The sequence below is a fragment of the Trichocoleus sp. DQ-A2 genome (genome assembly GCF_039961915.1).
In the GTDB taxonomy this organism is placed as follows: Bacteria; Cyanobacteriota; Cyanobacteriia; order Cyanobacteriales; family FACHB-T130; genus FACHB-T130.
In genome coordinates, this window is the sequence record NZ_JAMPKD010000036.1 from 1 (window position 1) to 18,196 (window position 18,196).

Genomic DNA, 18,196 nt, shown 5'->3' on the forward strand with positions numbered 1-18,196 from the left:
TCGCGGACGCGGGATGCACCAACGCCGACGAACATTTCCACAAATTCACTTCCGGAGATGCTGAAGAAGGGAACCCCGGCTTCCCCGGCGATCGCTTTGGCGAGTAATGTTTTTCCGGTTCCGGGAGGACCAATTAACAGAACGCCTTTGGGAATTTTCGCGCCGACTGCGGTGAATTTCTCTGGTAGTTTGAGGAAGGTAACGACTTCTTCGAGTTCTTCTTTGGCTTCTTCTATGCCTGCGACGTCGTCAAATTTGACGCCGGTTTTGGCTTCCATCTGAAATCTGGCTTTTGATTTGCCAAAGTTCATGGCTTGCCCCGGACCGCCAGGAATGTTGCTAGAGCGACGGAATAGGAAGAACAGCCCAGCAATCAACAAAATCGGAAAAATTAAATTCCCCAAAAATCCCCAGATAGCTCCATCGTTGCGAGCGGGATGGGTATCAAAGCTGATATTCGCGTTTCTGAGCTTAGCAATCAATTCTGGGGCAGTGGTTGGCAAATCTACCCGCAGCCGTTGGATGCGGTTATCGAGATCCGGATCGACGGCTTCGACAATTGCTGTCCGACCCCCATCGTAGAGGTCAACACTGGTAACTCTTTGGGCATCTAGGTATTCCAGAAAGCGCCCATAGGTCATGCGGGTACTAGCAGTGTTTTTGCCCATATCGGTGGGAGCAGCAGCAAATGCCCCTTGCCAGAGGAAAAACCCTATGACTAAGGCGGGTAATGTCCAAAGTACTAATATTCTCCAGGAAAATTTCATAAATCGGTTGTCTCTAGATACGGCTAATAGAAGCAGATTCAGCGCAGATAAAGCGTTATCACAAACAAGGGATGAGAGCTAGTTGAAGGAACTGAAACATTCCTTTTTTTACCTAATCGAGCAAAACTTTAGGCAGGAAATCCTAGCCAAGAGCTGGATTTGCTACCACCAGGACATTTAGGCTTGTCCCTATAGGGCGAACATTGGCACCTTAAACGTGAACTTAATTAAATTTAACTTAATTCTCATCATTGGATCAACTGACTGCTTCACTTATATCCTTTGAGGGGTTTTGTCAAGAGAAAATAATCATTGCAGATATTCATCTGTGCGAATCTACGCCCACGCCTGAATATCTTGCAATGAATCAGGAAAATAACCTTCCTCCAAAGGATTGACGCGCCTGCTTCCCAGTTTCAATTCTGGTAAGACAGACGCGCCAGTTGGCTTGAAGCGAGCGCCATCAAACTGAGAAACCCAGTTTCTTTAAGAAACTGGGTTTTTATGAGAGTCAAGGAGAGACGACTAGGCAGGACTTCCAGCCAGTAGTAACCTAGTAGGTTTCTACGTGCCAACGACCAGCCTTCTTGATCGTTCTTTGGTATTCGCTCCAAGTCACCCCATCCTTGGCAGCAGCGGCGGAGAGGGCTTCATCAATGCCCCCTTCCATACCCTTCAAACCGCAGATATAGGTGTGGGTATTCTCTTGCTGAATCATTTTCCAGAGTTCATCAGCGTGTTCAGCCACCCGATCCTGAATGTACATTCTGCCGCCTTCGGGGTTTTTCTGTTCCCGGCTGATGGCATAGGTGAGGCGGAAGTTTTCAGGGTACTGCTGTTGCAGTTCTTCAAGTTCTTCCTTGTACAGGATGTTGGGGCTGGTGGGAATCCCGAAAATGAGCCAAGCTAAACCCTTGTATTCGTAGTCGGTGTTAACTGCTCTTTCATTTTCCTTGAACATCCGCCACAGGTAAGCGCGGAATGGCGCAATACCCGTTCCGGTTGCCAACATGATCACGTTGACATTCGGATCTTCTGGTAACAACATTTCTTTACCAGTTGGTCCGGTAATTTTCACATCGTCCCCAACCTGGAGATTGCACAGATGGGTAGAGCAAACACCATAGACCATTTCGCCCGTTTCTGGATGCTTATACTCTAGTTGCCGGACACACAGCGATACAGTCTTGTCATCAACCTTGTCGCCATGACGAGTCGAGGCAATCGAGTACAGTCTTAGTTTGTGGGGTTTGCCCTTGTTGTCATTTCCCGGCGGGATGATGCCAATACTTTGACCTTCTAAATAACGGAGATCCCCTTGGGAGATGTCAAAGATCAGGTGACGAACGGTGCCGATCCCACCCTCACCAACTAACTCTTCATTACTCAGACACTTACCAATAAAGGGATTATTCGGGCGGTAGATATTAACGGGAATATCTTTTTCCGTTTTTTCCTTCGCTTGAGTCATAGGCTTACTCTCTTTTGGTGCTTGAGTGTCCTGTGCGACGGTTTGCGAAGTGGCAGGAGCATTCGTTGCACTTGACTCAACGCTTGCGGCAGCAGGGGAGCTGGGGGAGCTACCCTTAGAGCCATTTGCTCCGTTGTCAGCACCCAGAGGGTGGATGCTGACAATTTTGCCGCCCAAACGAGCGATCCGTTGCATTTCTTGATTCATGCGATTGTAGGGCACTGTGATAAACACGCTGCCACTACGACGAATCGGGTAGTTTACGTTGTCAGTTGCTTCGTTCTGACGCAGGCCCACCACTTCATAAACAAAGACGCGGCTACCAGATTCTGAATTGGCAGTACCGTTGGCTGCTGTGGAATTGTACATTGCTCTTAAATATCTCCGAACCCACCTTCTGTTAACATTCTGCTACAAAGCGGTCTTTCCACCACATATCGCTCTGCTGACCGAGGGCAGGTAAAAGAGGGCAATGACTGAATCTGGATAGTTTCTGGATAGTTAACGTCGCTAATATTAGGGATATTCTTCCTCGCCGGATGGCGATTGGGAAACCCTTCGCTAGCTTTTTTTAGGGTAGCCAGCAATTTATTTAAATAATGTCTCCATTGAGTCAATTTAATTTTTCCTTTCTAAAAATGCACGGCACGCCGTAGCATAAATACTGAGCGAGATGATTCCACTGGGGTTAGCTTGTAGCGTCTATCCCGTTCTGGTAAGATACTGTGTAACATCTAGTATTAAATACTTACTGGACGAAGCTTGAGTCTTCCCCAACGGGCCTTACTCTAGGGTGCTGTAAGCTCCTACTGGTTATGCCTTCTTGCTGTGTCGCAAGAGCTGCAAGAGTAACCAACGGGGTGCCCTCCGGGCTGAGGATTTAGATTGCTTAAAACTCAATGAGAAAAAATTTTTTGCGTTAGAGGGAAGCTATGACCAGTCAGCTGGATCGCGTGGTTCTAATTGGTGTTGCTGGAGACTCCGGATGCGGTAAATCTACATTTTTGCGCCGATTAACAGATTTGTTTGGGGAAGATTTCGTCACGGTGATTTGCCTGGACGATTACCATAGCCTGGATCGGAAACAGCGCAAAGAAACTGGAATTACGGCGCTGAACCCCAAGGCGAATAACTTCGATCTGATGGCCGAGCAGATCAAAGCGCTCAAGAACGGTCAGTCCATTGAAAAGCCAATTTACAACCACGAAACCGGCGAGATCGATCCTCCAGAGCGAGTCGATCCTAACCATATTATTGTGATTGAGGGGCTTCATCCTTTGTATGATGAGCGGGTGCGATCGCTCCTCGACTTCAGCGTTTATCTCGACATCAGCGATGACGTTAAGATTGCCTGGAAGATTCAGCGGGATATGGCTGAGCGCGGGCACCGATACGAAGACGTACTCGCTGCCATCAACGCTCGCCGCCCAGATTTTACTGCCTACATCGAGCCGCAGAAGGAACACGCTGACGTTGTGATCCAGGTGTTGCCGACGCAATTAGTCAAGGAAGAGAAGGTAGGTCAAATCCTGCGGGTGCGCTTGCTTCAGCGCGATGGCGTGGAAGGCTTTGAGCCAGCTTATCTATTTGATGAAGGGTCTACGATTGATTGGAGACCCTGCGGTCGTAAGCTAACCTGCGGCTACCCTGGCATCAAGATGTACTATGGCCCAGACTCTTACTATGGTCATGAGGTGTCCGTTCTGGAAGTAGATGGTCAGTTCGACAAGCTAGAGGAAGTCATCTACATTGAAAGCCACCTCAGCAAGACTGCGGCTAAGTACCACGGGGAACTGACCGAACTGTTGCTCAAGCATCGGGAATATCCAGGCTCTAATAACGGAACTGGCTTGTTCCAAGTGCTGGTCGGTCTGAAGATGCGGGCAACCTACGAGCGGTTAACGTCTGGAAAGAGCCAACCGTTGGCAGCGACGAAAGTATAAACTAGACCCCCAAGGGTAGGGATGCACGCTCGTGAGTCCCTACGACTGCGTTCAAAGCCTTCTAGCAAGGGCTATCTAAGTGAATTGCTGACGCGAGAGACTGACAAAAGGCTCTCGCATTTTATTTTAGGTATCTAGGTTTTAATAGAGATATAAATTTTGGGATTGGGTTGAGTAGAAATATGAGAGTGTGGGTTGCCAGTTTTTTGCTGCTGTTTGGCTTTGCAGAAATCTATCAGTGGTTGAAACAGTTCACGCTGCCGTTGCCGGTGTATATTCTGGGAGGTGCGTTTTTAGCGATCGCATCTAACTACGACAAACTATCTAGCTTTCCTTTTTTGCGAAGCCACGAAGACGAACCAGCGTCGATTAAAGACCAGACGCCGCTAGCCATGCGTTCTGTTTCTAGCCAATCTCCATCGAACCTCACGCCTCAATCGCCTCGTCCCATTTCTTTCAAAATCGAAAAGAAGACGAAAAAAGGCGCGAATAGCAGCCACTCAATCTAGTGCCACTGGGTCGGGGAATTTAATATTTACCGGCTTACCCAAAGGATGAAGAGCCAGCAACCACCGTTGAGTAAAGCAGTAAGAACTGCACCACTAATCACTCCTTTCATCAATCCCCATCTTTGTTGCCGTCTTAGCCAAAAAATTATTGGGATTACATACAGAAGTTAAGACAATCCAATATAAAAAATTAATATTGCTACAATTTAAGCGATCGTATAAATATACAATAAATTCACGATTATAGACGATAAAAATCCTAAGATAACCAAAACTAAAATATGTATTCCTAATAGTAAGAATATACTGCTAATCATTTCAGTGATTTCATTCCTTGAGCGCATAATTTTGTTCTTATAAACATGAAATTATTGCTGCTATATTAGGGTGTTATAAAATTTAGCGTTTTATTTAGGACTAAAGTACAGTAAATAGCAGGCTCCATTTAATAAAGCGGTAAGAACTGCACAAATAATCACCCCTTTCACCATTGCCCCTCGCTGTCGCCGTCTTAGCCAAAAAATAAGCGGAATCACATATAAAAGCTGCCATAAGAATATAGAAATAGCAGAAAACGCCCAAACGATTAAAATAGCGTATCCTCCTCCTAGCAAAGCAGCAACAGGAAAACTTACTAAAAATACTGCTAGACCAGCGATAAGATGCATACCTAATAACAACAGCATTCCGGAAAGTACCCCAAGCAATTCATTTTTATGTTCCATAAAACTCCTGCTGAATTAAACTAATATTTGTTGTTAATAATGGTTTTAGATAAATTAAACCAAGAGGGGACGATTATTAACCAAGTGATATCCAGCACTTCCCTCGCGGTAAAACATATTAAACGTATCAAATGGAATAATCCTCCCATCGGGATGCACAATGTGGATGCAGGAACGTTTTACAGAACGGACATCAAAGTTAAAGGGGTCGAGAAACTGGACAATCATCACCCGGAATATATTTTCGTAGGTAATTCCTTCAGGAACAGGTAGTAGTGGCAAACAACAAAGTAACTGTTTTAAAGATGTTGCAGAAGATGCGGGTGAATGGCTAGTGGAAAACAAATTAAAAATATTTCGCTTTAGCTCATTATCCTGTTCATAAAGAACAGAATTTGGCATGATTTTTACAAAGGTATTTGGCTCCAAAAGTCCAGTTAAGGGTATCACTTTGCCCTTAACTTTCAACGCGTAAGCCATTGCTAAACAATCGGGATGGCAAGGAACTGGGAGAATATCTTCTGGCTTAAAATAGGGACTCTGCTGTAAGATAGAGCGACGAACTTCTGTGAGAGTGTAGCGATCGCGCTCATGCTCAAATCCCTCCAGACGCCCTGCTGCCTGAATCGGTTGAAAGGTAACACCCCGCACGCATCGCTGTTGCAAGGCGTATTCGATAATTTTGCCGATTTCGCTGTCGTTTAGCCCTTTTTTCAGGGTAACGACCAAAGTTGTAGAGATGTTAAACTCGTTGAGATGTGCGATCGCTTGTTCCCGAATCTCTCGCAAATCTGCCCCACGTAACTCCTCTAATGCTGCCGCCTCAAAGCTATCAAATTGGAGATAGACTTCAATTCCGGGCATATATTGACTTAAGCGATCGCAAAAATTTCGGTCTTTGGCAATTCTAATACCATTGGTATTGATCATTAAATGGCGAATTGGCTTACTTTTAGTAATATCCAGAATTTTAAAAAACTCTGCATGAATCGTTGGTTCGCCCCCGCTAATTTGCACAACCTGGGGTTCTCCTTCATTCGCCACCACCGCATCAATCATCCTTTCAATTTGCTCTAAGGTGCGATGACGCCGGGATTGACTGGAATGTTGAGAAACTTCTTCTGTGCCCGAATCTGCGTAACAAATTGGGCAAGAAAGATTGCAGCGATCTGTTACTTCTACTAAAGTTAAACAGCTATGTTGTTCGTGATCGGGGCAAAGTCCGCAGTCATAGGGACAGCCATATTTTATGGGAGTATTAAATTTAAGCGGCATATCTCCTGGTTTGATAAATTCCTGGGAGAGTTTGTAATAATCGATATCATCAGCAATTAAGACTTCTTGATGTCCGTGGGTAGGACAGTGCTTTACCAGGTAAACGCAATCATCTCGAAAGATAATTTTCGCCTCTACTTTGATGAGACATTTAGAGCAAACGCTGTTAGTTAAAGCATAGAAAAGGTAGTTTCGAGTAGGCATATATTTTTTTCTAAAATGAATACAATGGGTTAGTCAGCTTTCTTTGTTGATTCTAAATGTATGGAAGGGATTCACAGGTTTCCAATTATAGGAAAATGCTTCTTTATCATTTGCAACTCAGTTATAAGATTTGCGAGGAAAGATTGATCGTTAGAAAAATTAAAGGTTAAAGTGTTGCCATTTCCAATTGGATAAGTTGTTTTTCCATTCCATTGGATGTGTCCTAAATTATTCATTTCTGCTTTTAGGTTCATCAATCCTTCCATTGTATTTAGTTCGGCAACACCAGATAGCGTTTGAGACATCTCTTTAAGTTGTTCCAAGAAACTAAATATTTCCTCAGTCCGTATATCACCGAAAAAATTAGCGTGATAACCAGGTAAAATTATCTCAATTTCCGAGTTAATCCAAGTTCTATCCCAATAATCGTCTGTATCGAGATTATTTATCCCTTGAATATCAATAATTACTTTTTCTTGATTCCCCTTGACAGTAAATTGCATTGGATGGTTCAAAAACGAACAATTTTATAATACTGCTCCGATAATATAAAATTCCTAATAAACAAGCAATTTGAATAGCACTTAGTCCCAAGATAGGGTGAAAATCGGGTTTTATAAAATCCATGAAAAAGCGAAAGCTTAAATAAGAAACCATGTAAAACTTAAATAATTCGCCTTCTTGCCGATGGTAGCGGCTGCGAATTTGTAAAAATATCATTAAAATTAGTAAAAAAATAACTTCATATAATTGAGTTGGATGCCGGGGAATGCCATCACCAAAATCTACTCCCCAAGGTAAATGAGTGGGAATGCCGTAAGTGCGATCGCTTAATCCCGTCAAAAAGCAGCCAATCCGTCCCACTGCCGTTCCCACAATCAAGGGATAAACAAAAACATCGCCGGTAGATCGATTGACACCAATCATTTTCTTGGTAATTTCTACACCAATCAATCCACCGAGTAACGCCCCTACGACCGTTTTTCCTTGAAGGAGAACCAAAAAGAATAGTTGCCAATTATTCCCAATTAAATCGATGTGCTGTAGTAAAACCAGCGCTTTCGCACCAACTAGCGCCCCAACCAAGCCACCGACAATTACCGAACTGCGCTGCGTGGGTGCGAGCGCGTCTTTGCGAGCATTTTTGATTAATAAACGGAAAGCGATCGCATACGCCAACGACTCAAACAAAATATGAGGGTGAATCCGCACCGAACCCAGCCACAAATAAACCGGGAAACTCATTATTTGTATCTCCGCTTGCGGATAGTGCCTCTTCATGGCTGAAAATATACCCGACAAGCCCTGTTGCCTGGAGCTAGACAGAGGTTGCCTAGACGATACCATACCCAGCCAAGCTTGTAGAAGCTATATTTCCTGGAACTCTTCACAGAAGATTGCTATCCTCTGCTTAAGGATTAAAAATTTCTTGCCAGCGATATATAGCAAGGCATTTTACATGCAAAATCTAAATCTTCCGTATAAAAATTGTTAATAACTGTCAAGTAATAAATAAAAAACTATATGATGTGTAAACATGCATCGCCAGCTTTGAGAATTCATCAGGACTAGAGTCTCCGTCAACATCAGGGAAAGCATAAAGGAGATGATTTGAGCGAACTAGGTAGGTAAAGTGAAAAATGGCAATCCCAGCGGCAGAATCCCCAATTACCGAGAGCAGCAAAGTGGAAGTAGAGAATAATCGTTTCTTCACACTGTCGCTGGATATGTTTTTCATCGCTGGTTTCGACGGCTATTTCAAGCGACTGAACCCGATGTGCGAAAAAACGCTGCTGTTCACATCTGAGGAATTTCTAGCCAAGCCGTGGATCGCATTTATTCATCCCAAAGACCGGGAATCTACTCTGATTCAATTGCAGGAACTATCCAGCACTGGGGAGACGGTCACTTTTGAAAACCGCTTCCGCTGCAAAGACGGAACCTACAAATGGCTGCTGTGGAATGCCGCCCTGTGCGCGGAAGAACAATTAATTTACGCCGCGGCTCGTGACATTACCGAGCGCAAACAGGCAGAAGAGGAACTGCGGCAAAGTGAAGAGCGTTTCCGCTTGTTAATCAAAAATGTCAAAGACTATGCAATTTATATGCTCGATACCAGTGGGAAAGTTATTAGTTGGAACAAAGGGGCGGAAAGGCTGAACGGGTATCAGGCAGAGGAAATTATTGGTCGGCATTTCTCCTGCTTTTTTCCTTCCAACGAGATCAGGAGCGGCAAACCTGAGCAAGTTTTAAAAAAGGCAGCATTGAACGGTCGGTATGAATGGGAAACTTTACGCTTACACCAAGACGGGTCGCAGTTTTGGGCAAATGTTGTCGTCACAGCTTTACGAGACGAAGATGGACGACTGCGCGGCTTTGCCACAATAACGAGGGATATCACCGAACGCAAGCGATCGCAAGCAGCGCTGGAACAAGCAAATAACGACTTAGAAAGACGAGTCGAGGAACGCACCGCTGAATTAAAAGCCGCCAATGAGCTGCTAAAGAGGGAAGTTAAAGAGCGTCAGCAAGCGGAGAAAGCTTTGCGACAATCAGAAGCGCAATTGCGAGAAAAAGCAGCAAAGCTAAAACAAGCCTTAAGCGAATTAAAACAAACTCAAACCCAGCTGATTCAAAGTGCAAAAATGTCCAGTCTGGGACAATTGGTTGCTGGTATTGCCCACGAAATCAACAATCCTGTCAGTTTCATCTACGGGAATCTCGACTACGCCATTCACTATATTCAAAGCTTGATCGAGTTGTTGCAACTTTATGGAAAACACTCCCCCGAACCCCCTGAGGAAATCCAGGATCTGATAGATGAAATCGATCTCGATTTCGTGATCGCAGATATGCCGAAACTGCTGTCCTCAATGAAGTTAGGGGCTGACCGCATTCGGCAAATTGTCGCCTCTCTGCGGAACTTCTCGCGCCATGACCAAGCAGAAAAGAAGTCGGTCAACATTCACGAAGGCATTGACAACACTCTGAGATTGCTGCAAGACCGCTTAAAAGCTACCGCTACCCATCCGGCGATCGAGGTCGTTAAAGAATATGGCGACCTACCATTGGTGGAGTGCTATGCCGGTCAGTTCAACCAGGTATTAATGAATATCCTCAATAATGCGATTGATGCCCTGGAGGAGGCAGAGGGACCCAGAAGCAAAGGGGCACAGGAGATGGTATCTCCCTGGCTTTCTGGCTCCCCGGCTCCTCAGTCTTGTATTCGGATTTGTACCGAGGTCAAAGACAGCGATCGCATCGCCATTCGGATTGCTGATAATGGCCCTGGGATGAACGAGGAAGTCCGTCGTAAGTTATTTGACCCCTTCTTTACCACGAAACCGATAGGCACAGGTACGGGACTCGGCTTGTCCATTAGCTATCAGATTGTCGTCGAAAAGCACGGCGGTCAATTGACTTGTGTTTCCGAACCGGGAAAAGGGGCAGAGTTTTTAATTGAAATTCCGATTCGGCAGACTCGTTCCGAACCAGCTCTGTCTCGGTGCGCCTGAGAAACAATTAAAAGTTAGAAATTAAAGTTTTAATTGATTTGACAAACCCACTTCCAAAGTGGGTGACTTTGCCCTTGCTGGCGAATCCGATATACCTGTTGCTCTAAGCGATGCTGTTCCCGACTGGATATTCCTAGTAAAATATTGCGACTTTGCCACACCAATACAGAAGCTGTCATGCCAATGCACAAAGCAAGTCCCAGGGCTGGCAGTGGATTGTAATAAAGTCCATATCGCACTGCCGCCCAGGTAAAGTATTCCCGCAATAGAGAAATTGGGTAGCGCAAGCCCCAGAGACTCAAGGGACCAATGGTAATCCAAAGCAACCCAGCGACCAGCCACCTGCCGTAGACAGTCAGCCGGTGTAACCTTTGCACTTGCTGTTGGAAGCTTGGGTCATCAGTATGGCTGAGGGGGTTGCGAGTCAGAGGTTCAGAAGGGCACAGGGGTAGAGGAGAAGTTGAATCTAGATTATCCTGTACTTCCCCACTCTCCGGCTCTCCAGCTCCTCTGCTCCCTTGCTCCCAGCGATCGTCTCTTGCCTGATTCATTGCTTCTTGCCTTATGCCCTTCAGATTTCATCAGAAGCTTTGGGTTCCGTTGCCGCAATAGCGATCGCTTGACCCGTCCGTTCTCTCCACCAAGCTAAAAGGGTACTCGCAATGAAGATACTGGAATAAGCACCAGCGGCAAACCCAACAATCAGCGCTAAAGCAAAGTTTTTCAGCGTTTCTCCACCAAAGAAAAAGATGGAAAACAAAGTCAACAACACCGTAAATGTAGTGTTGATCGAGCGAGTCAGGGTTTGATTAACCGCGTCTTCGACAATCTGGTTAATATGCTCTCCAGGATTCAGTTTAATGACTTCCCGAACCCGGTCGTAGATCACCACCGTATCGTTGACTGAGAAACCGATGATCGTCAAGATAGCGACGACAAATAAGCTATCGACTTCAGTACCGAACACCAAGCTCAAGATGGCGAAAAACCCTAGGGTGATCAAAACATCGTGGAGCAAGGCAACAAAGGCGAACAAGGAGTAGTCGAACTGGAAGCGAAAGGTCAGGTAAACAAAAATACCCACAAAGGAGAGCAAGATCGCCAGTAAACCAGAGGCAAATAACTGGCGTCCGAGAGTCGGCCCCACCGTGTCTATCTGAGTCTTTTGGGGATCGAAGGCTCTGAGTTGGTTTAAGGCATTTTGCAGCTTGGTGCGTTGGTCAACATTCAACGCTTTGGTGCGAATAGACACACCCGGCTGAGTTTGCCCTTGAGCGTTCCTGGTTAACGCTTGGATGCTACTGTCACCCAAACCCTGAGCTGCGATCGCTTCCCGAACCGTCGCGATATCAATCGGTCGATCGCAGTTGTTTGGTTTAGAACAATCGAGTTCAAACTGCAACCGCGTACCGCCGACAAAATCTAGACTGGGACGTAACGGCGCACCGATCTGCGTCCAGTTGATTACCATCGCAATCAGTCCACTCAGGATCAGGACGGCAGAAATCGTCCACCAGAGCGATCGCCGTTTGATTAGATTTAATTTCATGACCCTACCTCTGGCTCAGACTTCCTTGACGCCTGCAAATTCGGACAAAACCATTGTGGCTTGCGTAATTCTGGAAAGCTGATCGCTGTCATGAGTAGGGTACGGCTACAGGTAATTGCTGTAAACATACTCACTAAGACTCCGATTGCTAGCGTCAGGGCAAAGCCTTTTACCAGACCCGAACCCAGCCAAAACATAAACCCACAAGCAATTAACGTTGTGACGTTACCGTCCAAAATGCTGGAAAATGCCCGATAAAAACCAGATTCTACCGAACGATATAAACTCTTCCCGGCTCTTAATTCTTCCCGCGTCCGCTCAAAAATCAGTACATTGGCATCGACTGCCATCCCGATACTGAGAATAAAACCAGCAATCCCAGGGAGAGTCAAAGTAACGCCGAGTAAAACAAAGCCAGATAAGCACAATAGCGAATAAATGACTAGCGCTATCCCAGCAATTGCCCCCGGTAAGCGGTAATAGACGCCGATGAAGATCAATACCAAAATCAGACCACCGATAGAGGCGTAAATACTGCTTTGGATACTATCTCGCCCCAGGGTTGCCCCCACGGTACGGTTTTCAATGATTTCCACTGGGTAGGGTAGGGCACCGCCCCGCAGCTGGACGACCAGCTCGTTGGCTTCTTCTAAGCTAAAGTTGCCTGTAATCTCGGCACCTCCGCCGCTGATGCCTTCTTGGGCATACTTCACTTCAACGGTAGCAGCGCTGAGCAGTTCTTCATCTAAGAAGATTCCCAAAGTGCGTCCCGTCCCAGCAATATTTTTGGTCAACTGGGCAAAGCGTCCGCCTCCTACTGGATCGAAGGAAATGTTGACGCTCCAATTGTCGCTCGTCTGAAAAGGTCGGGCGGTGGCTCCCGTGAGGTTTTTGCCTGTCAGTGGGGGATTGGTGCGCTCAAACAAAGCTGCGATCGCTTGGTTACTCCGCTGGAGAGCTTCCTGATTTTTAGCGATCTCCGCTTCGTCTTTCGTCTTTCTCAACTCATCCTGCTTCGCTTTTAATTCCCGTCGCAGCTGTTGTTCAATTTGCAACTGGGTTTCCGAACCCGGTTTTTGTTCGCGGAAATCCAATTGAGCAGTGCCACCCAGCACCCGTTCTGCTTGCTCCGGATCGCTGACCCCCGGTAGCTGCACCAAAACCTGGTCTTGTCCGACCGTTTGCACAATTGCTTCAGAGACTCCAAGACCGTTAATCCGGTTCTCTACGACTTTCTGAACTGCTTCTAAATCTTCTCGCGTGATTTCTTTGCCTTCAGTGGGTTTCACCTGAAGCGTCAGTTGCGATCCCCCTTGAAGGTCTAATCCCAGCCGAATTGGAATCCTGGCAAGCACGGTGATAGAAGCAATCACCAGAACCAGAATTAAGGCTAATAAAGAACGCTGTCTCTGCATACCACGACCCGCTCAAACAAATGCTATGATAATCCCTTTTGGGCTGGTCGATCCGGATTGATTGTCAGCGGGCATTAGTCATTAGTCATTCGTCATTGGCAATTGACTCAGACTAGGGACTAAGGACTAATGACCGATCACACTTGGAGTGCCATCATCTTTTGCACGGCTTCCACAATTTGCTCGGGTTGGACAATCGTCAACCGCTCCAGCGTTCCATTATAAGGTGTGGGGATATCCTGGGAAGATAGCCGCAGAACAGGTGCATCTAGCTCATCAAACAGCCGATCGTTAATTGAGGCTGTCAATTCTGCCGCAATCCCGCCGGTTTTCATGCATTCCTCTACGATAATCACCCGGTGGGTTTTCCGGACGGAAGCGCCGATGGTATCGAAATCCAGTGGTTTGAGGGAAATCAGGTCAATCACTTCTGGATCGAAACCTTCTTTTTCCATCTGTTTTGCCGCTTGCATAACATGGTGACGCATCCGCGAATAAGTCAGGATCGTGACATCCTTACCTTGCCGCACCACTTCTGCCTTATCTAAGGGCAGCACATATTCTTCCTCTGGTAAATCTTCTTTCAAGTTGTAGAGGAGGACGTGTTCAAAGAATAAAACCGGATTATCGTCGCGGATGGCTGCCTTTAACAATCCTTTGGCGTTGTAAGGTGTGGAGCAGGCGACAATTTTTAAACCCGGTACTGCTTGGAAATAAGCTTCTAGGCGCTGAGAGTGTTCGGCACCCAATTGACGACCGACGCCACCTGGCCCCCGAATCACCATCGGAATTTTGAAGTTGCCGCCGGAAGTATAGCGCAGCATTCCAGCGTTGTTAGAAATTTGGTTAAAGGCAAGGAGCAAAAAGCCCATGTTCATGCCTTCAATAATCGGTCTGAGACCTGTCATTGCAGCACCTACTGCCATGCCGGTGAAGCTGTTTTCGGCAATGGGGGTGTCGAGTACGCGCAGATCACCATATTTTTTGTACAGGTCTCTGGTGACTTTGTACGAGCCGCCATAGTGACCGACATCTTCACCAAGGACAAATACGGCTGAGTCGCGGGCCATTTCTTCGTCTATGGCTGCGCGGAGGGCGTTGAAGAATAAAGTTTCTGCCATCGGTACAGGAGAGAGGAGTTTGATCGGGTCAGATTAGGATTTTAACCTCTTGAGGCTCTAGAATTTTGCCAGCGATCGCACATCGCTCTGGATTGGTGAACCGGAAGCGATCGCACTTTGTACATCGTCAAATCTATCGCAGTATTGACAAAAGCTTAAAAATATGAAATAACCCGTCCTCTTTGAGAAAACGGGTTTTACTGGAAAATCTATGATTAATCAACCTACAGCATTCTTGACTTCACGTACTTTTTAAGAGCCATGCAAGTAAAAAGTGAAACTTAAATAATTTTTCCTTTTTACTTTTCCCTTTTTTAAAGTAGGCGGAAGATGAAGGGATAGCGGTAGGGTTGATCGGGATTACCCAAACAATGAGTAATTGCCAGAATCGTCAGTGCCCAATGAACGACAAACCCCATAGGCACGAGGATAAAGCCTAATAAACCAAGAGTGATAAAGGTTAAGAAGCCAATAATCGCTCCATACAACCAAACATTCAAGTGAAAGTTGATTGCTTCTTTGGCATTGTCTTTCACAACTGGGTCATCGGATACAAATAACATCGCGACGGGTATCCCGATAGACACCAGTGTCGTGCTAAAAAAGATCGAGCCATGAGATAGTACCGACAACAACTTTCGCTTGTCCGTGTCGTACATCTAAACCCCCTATTGCTTCTCTTGCGTTGCCTCTAGTCAAGACTGTAACACGCGATCGCTGGGGGTGAGCCGCACGCTAGCGAACGGCTTTCCGTACCCGAAAGGCACAAAAGCTTCTGGTACTAAAGCAGAGAGAAGTTATCCTGAAACAGCCGCAGAATTTCGGTCACTGACCGCAGTCGTTTGCTGATGTTGCTGCCGAATTGGAATCGCGATCGCGAACTCTGCCCCCTGTCCCGGTGCTGAAATGCATTTCAAGCTGCCGCCGTGTTTTTCGACTACAATTTGATAACTGATAGATAACCCCAAACCTGTGCCGCTACCAACAGGTTTAGTTGTAAAGAAGGGGTCAAAAAGCTTTTGGCGTACCTCCTCCGTTATCCCAAGACCATTATCAGAAATCCGAACCACAACTTGACGATCGTCTTGAACTTCAGTGCGAATCCGAATCCAAGGCAGGGACGCTGGGGAACAAAGCTGCTGGGGAGAGTGTACCAAATTCTCCTCTGCACTTCTGCGCCTCTGTGCCTCTGCCTCTTCTAAGGCATCAATTGCATTGGTGATGATATTTATAAATACTTGATTCAGTTGCCTCGCATAACACTCGATGGGGGGCAGATTGCCATACTCTTTAATAATTTCAATCGCTGGGCGTCCCAGTTTCCCTTTCAAGCGGTTTTGCAGGATCAGCAGGGTACTGTCAATGCCTTCGTGGAGATTAACCGCCTTCACCTCTGCCTCATCCAAGCGCGAGAAGTTTCGCAACGATAAGACAATTCCGCGGATACGGTTCGTCCCCGCCTTCATTGAGGACAGCATTTTGGGTAAGTCTTCCTGAAGAAAATCTAAGTCAAGGTTCTCCACGACTGCGGCAATTTCAGGAACAGGTTCGCAATTGTGTTGCTGATAGAGGCGAATCAGATGTAGTAATTCTTTTGTATATTCGTCGGTGTGAATTAGATTGGCGTAAATAAAGTTAATAGGGTTATTAATTTCGTGAGCAACACCAGCAACCAATTGACCCAAGCTAGACATTTTTTCGCTCTGAATCAATTGAGATTGGGTTTGTTTCAACTCACATAAGGTTTTTTCTAGATGAAGTGTCTGTTGTCTTAATTGCGCTTCCGATTTTTGTAAAGCAATTTCTGCCTGCTTGCGTTCGCGAAGCGCGGCTTGCCGTTCGCTAATATCGCGTACTATTACCAAAGCTTCTGATTCTAAGCTACGCGCATACCGAGCCTCATAATCGTGCTGGTTGCCGTCTATGGAAGTCATTTGATACTCGTAGAGTTGTGTTTCACCGGAAGCGATCGCTTTCGATACGTTGTACATGGTAGCTTCAGCCAACTCGGTAGGTAATACCTCCCACACGCTTTTCCCCAAAAAGTGACTGGGAGGCATCGCCAGAGCATCTTCTCTGGGCGCTTGAAAGTCCATAAAAGTCCCATCACTGCAAATCCGAAACAACATATCCGGTAGGGCTTGGATGAAGGCGCGATTTTTCGCTTCGCTTTCCCGCAATGCCGCCTCTACTTGCTTGCGTTGAGTAATGTCGCTTGCTACGACTACAATCCCTTTACGGCTTCCATCTGGGTTGAATAAGGGCACCTTGGCGACATCAAACTTCTTCGCTGAACCATCGGGTAATAAAATCTCTTCTTCGTAATGGCTAATGGTTTCTGCACGCCACGCTCTTTCATCGGATTCTTGACAATCAAAAAGAGCTTCTTGATAAAATTCTGTATACTCTTCTAGTTCTGCGTCTGTCTTGCCCTGATAATCGACACCTTCGAGCTGAAAAAGCTTCAGTCCTTCTTGATTCGAGATCAGCCAGCGTCCTTCACCGTCTTTCATATTCACCACGTTCGGAACCGCATCAATCAGGGTATTCAGCCAGTATTCTTGACTTCGCAGCTGCGCCTCTATCTGCTGACGTTCCTGAATTTCTGATTTCAGTCGGCGGTTGGCTTCCTCGATCTGAGCGGGACTGGGCAGTGCTAGGATGTTAGGAATCAATGACATCAATACAATACCTGTCGCCACAGAAATCACAGCAGCTACAGCTTTCACTAACCCTGACAGCCAATACATTGGGTGCCATAGGGTCCAAATTTCCAACACATGACTCGTCCCACAAGCGATGATGAAGCTGCCAAACAACAGAAATACCCAATCAAAGGGCAAATCGCCTCGCTTGCGGACAATGTAAACCAACAGCAGCGGAATTGAATAATAAGCCAGGGCGATTAAACCATCTGACAGAATATGCAGCCACACTAGCCCTGTTTTCCATAAGTAGCAGTGTCCGTGCGGGATAAATTGCCCGGAAGTAAAAAGATTGTGCAAGAGTGATGGCATAAAGTCTCCTTGGGGTTGCTACTTTATAGCTGAATATCGCTCGCTTGCGAGAGCTGGCACGGGTAGGTCTGCACCGGATAAATTACAGTGGTTTTGCTCTTGCAAAAAGACGGTTGGTTTCTTAGCGTAGAACTTAAAAAAAAACTTGCTTTGCTTAGCGCCTTGTATTTGGATTCGTCAGCAGTGCGTAATTTGAGATAGGAGACGAGTATTAACGGAATATATCCGCTTAGAATTAAATTAAGTAGATAGATATAAAGAAAGTGCAACCTTAAACGAAACTTCCCTGCGTTCTCAGTTCACCCACAAGTCGGGGGAAGAAGGGTGAGAATTTTTATTGACGAAAGAGAGAAACTTTCTCCCTTTCTTGGGGCGAAAAGTCTAAACAGAGGTTTCCTCTGTTAGCATTAGGTTCTCGCGAATGGAGGAGCAAAGCTTGTCAACACAGCAGGCGAATGGGCAAGGTTTTCCGGTTAATTGGACTTACCTCCTTAGACAAAACTGCTAGCGAATTGCGGCTAGCAGGAGTGAATCTAAATTTTTGATGAAGGTGAGAGTTGTTAATCGGGAATGTTACTGAAAGAAGCGATCGCGTCTTAGTCCAATCGGAAACCTAGAACGAATAAAAGTAAAAAGGCTATCTCCGGTTTGGGTTGTTCCGTCTGTTGTATACGGATACGCTTCA

The 18,196-nt window shown here is 46.0% G+C and carries 15 protein-coding genes; 3 read left to right on the forward strand and 12 right to left on the reverse strand.

Features of this window, described 5'->3' with window-relative positions:
• Both NC997_RS25055 and petH read right to left on the reverse strand, forming a co-directional pair.
• Positions 1–767, reverse strand: a 767-nt coding sequence (locus tag NC997_RS25055; protein ID WP_190523917.1) for an ATP-dependent metallopeptidase FtsH/Yme1/Tma family protein, incomplete at its 3' end; no start/stop codon positions are given.
• A gap of 553 nt (positions 768–1,320) precedes the next feature.
• On the reverse strand, positions 1,321–2,607 hold the full coding sequence (petH, locus tag NC997_RS25060) for a ferredoxin--NADP reductase (RefSeq protein ID WP_190429953.1): 1,287 nt from the start codon (positions 2,605–2,607) through the stop codon (positions 1,321–1,323).
• Between the two features lie 563 nt (positions 2,608–3,170).
• Here petH and NC997_RS25065 point away from each other — a divergent pair.
• Together NC997_RS25065 and NC997_RS25070 are read left to right on the forward strand one after the other, a co-directional pair.
• On the forward strand, positions 3,171–4,181 hold the full coding sequence (locus NC997_RS25065) for a phosphoribulokinase (protein ID WP_190414500.1): 1,011 nt from the start codon (positions 3,171–3,173) through the stop codon (positions 4,179–4,181).
• A 182-nt stretch (positions 4,182–4,363) separates the two neighbouring features.
• Positions 4,364–4,690, forward strand: a complete 327-nt coding sequence (locus NC997_RS25070; protein WP_190523920.1) for a hypothetical protein — start codon at positions 4,364–4,366, stop codon at positions 4,688–4,690.
• Between the two features lie 407 nt (positions 4,691–5,097).
• Here NC997_RS25070 and NC997_RS25075 read toward each other — a convergent pair whose 3' ends face one another.
• From NC997_RS25075 to NC997_RS25090, 4 genes are all read right to left on the reverse strand, one after another.
• Positions 5,098–5,415, reverse strand: a complete 318-nt coding sequence (locus tag NC997_RS25075; RefSeq protein ID WP_190523923.1) for a hypothetical protein — start codon at positions 5,413–5,415, stop codon at positions 5,098–5,100.
• A gap of 54 nt (positions 5,416–5,469) precedes the next feature.
• On the reverse strand, positions 5,470–6,894 hold the full coding sequence (locus tag NC997_RS25080) for a radical SAM protein (RefSeq protein WP_190523926.1): 1,425 nt from the start codon (positions 6,892–6,894) through the stop codon (positions 5,470–5,472).
• Positions 6,895–6,965: 71 nt separating this feature from the next.
• On the reverse strand, positions 6,966–7,397 hold the full coding sequence (locus NC997_RS25085; protein ID WP_190523929.1) for a hypothetical protein: 432 nt from the start codon (positions 7,395–7,397) through the stop codon (positions 6,966–6,968).
• Positions 7,354–8,139, reverse strand: a complete 786-nt coding sequence (locus tag NC997_RS25090; protein WP_190523932.1) for a prolipoprotein diacylglyceryl transferase family protein — start codon at positions 8,137–8,139, stop codon at positions 7,354–7,356. Before NC997_RS25090 ends, NC997_RS25085 begins: the two co-directional genes overlap by 44 nt.
• A 395-nt stretch (positions 8,140–8,534) precedes the next feature.
• On the opposite strand from NC997_RS25090, the gene NC997_RS25095 reads away from it, so the two are divergent.
• A complete protein-coding gene (locus NC997_RS25095) occupies positions 8,535–10,409 on the forward strand; it encodes a PAS domain S-box protein (protein WP_190523935.1) in 1,875 nt (624 codons plus the stop codon).
• A 29-nt stretch (positions 10,410–10,438) separates the two neighbouring features.
• Here the strand turns inward: NC997_RS25095 and NC997_RS25100 are convergent, their stop codons facing one another.
• From NC997_RS25100 to NC997_RS25125, 6 genes are all read right to left on the reverse strand, one after another.
• The gene (locus tag NC997_RS25100) at positions 10,439–10,855 is read right to left on the reverse strand and encodes a hypothetical protein (protein WP_347276024.1); all 417 of its coding nucleotides are present in this window, start codon (positions 10,853–10,855) and stop codon (positions 10,439–10,441) included.
• A gap of 125 nt (positions 10,856–10,980) precedes the next feature.
• Entirely contained in the window at positions 10,981–11,958 is a 978-nt protein-coding gene (gene secF / locus NC997_RS25105; protein WP_190438399.1) for a protein translocase subunit SecF, read from the reverse strand.
• Positions 11,955–13,373 carry a protein translocase subunit SecD gene (gene secD / locus NC997_RS25110; RefSeq protein WP_190523938.1) on the reverse strand — a complete coding sequence of 473 codons (1,419 nt, stop codon included), beginning with the start codon at positions 13,371–13,373 and terminating at the stop codon, positions 11,955–11,957. Before secD ends, secF begins: the two co-directional genes overlap by 4 nt.
• A 137-nt stretch (positions 13,374–13,510) precedes the next feature.
• Positions 13,511–14,494 (reverse strand): alpha-ketoacid dehydrogenase subunit beta, encoded by a 984-nt coding sequence (locus NC997_RS25115; protein ID WP_190523941.1) that lies wholly within the window; start codon positions 14,492–14,494, stop codon positions 13,511–13,513.
• A 314-nt stretch (positions 14,495–14,808) separates the two neighbouring features.
• Positions 14,809–15,153 (reverse strand): DUF4870 domain-containing protein, encoded by a 345-nt coding sequence (locus NC997_RS25120; protein WP_190523944.1) that lies wholly within the window; start codon positions 15,151–15,153, stop codon positions 14,809–14,811.
• A gap of 138 nt (positions 15,154–15,291) precedes the next feature.
• A complete protein-coding gene (locus tag NC997_RS25125; RefSeq protein WP_190523947.1) occupies positions 15,292–17,511 on the reverse strand; it encodes an ATP-binding protein in 2,220 nt (739 codons plus the stop codon).
• Positions 17,512–18,196 lie beyond the last annotated feature (685 nt).

Coding starts and splice junctions, on each gene's coding strand:
- NC997_RS25115 (WP_190523941.1), bottom strand. CDS start 14,494: ATGGCAGAAACTTTATTCTTCAACGCCCTCCGCGCAGCCATAGACGAA.
- NC997_RS25120 (WP_190523944.1), bottom strand. CDS start 15,153: ATGTACGACACGGACAAGCGAAAGTTGTTGTCGGTACTATCTCATGGC.
- NC997_RS25080 (WP_190523926.1), bottom strand. CDS start 6,894: ATGCCTACTCGAAACTACCTTTTCTATGCTTTAACTAACAGCGTTTGC.
- NC997_RS25125 (WP_190523947.1), bottom strand. CDS start 17,511: ATGCCATCACTCTTGCACAATCTTTTTACTTCCGGGCAATTTATCCCG.
- secF (WP_190438399.1), bottom strand. CDS start 11,958: ATGAAATTAAATCTAATCAAACGGCGATCGCTCTGGTGGACGATTTCT.
- petH (WP_190429953.1), bottom strand. CDS start 2,607: ATGTACAATTCCACAGCAGCCAACGGTACTGCCAATTCAGAATCTGGT.
- NC997_RS25070 (WP_190523920.1), top strand. CDS start 4,364: ATGAGAGTGTGGGTTGCCAGTTTTTTGCTGCTGTTTGGCTTTGCAGAA.
- NC997_RS25090 (WP_190523932.1), bottom strand. CDS start 8,139: ATGAGTTTCCCGGTTTATTTGTGGCTGGGTTCGGTGCGGATTCACCCT.
- secD (WP_190523938.1), bottom strand. CDS start 13,373: ATGCAGAGACAGCGTTCTTTATTAGCCTTAATTCTGGTTCTGGTGATT.
- NC997_RS25075 (WP_190523923.1), bottom strand. CDS start 5,415: ATGGAACATAAAAATGAATTGCTTGGGGTACTTTCCGGAATGCTGTTG.
- NC997_RS25095 (WP_190523935.1), top strand. CDS start 8,535: ATGGCAATCCCAGCGGCAGAATCCCCAATTACCGAGAGCAGCAAAGTG.
- NC997_RS25085 (WP_190523929.1), bottom strand. CDS start 7,397: ATGCAATTTACTGTCAAGGGGAATCAAGAAAAAGTAATTATTGATATT.
- NC997_RS25065 (WP_190414500.1), top strand. CDS start 3,171: ATGACCAGTCAGCTGGATCGCGTGGTTCTAATTGGTGTTGCTGGAGAC.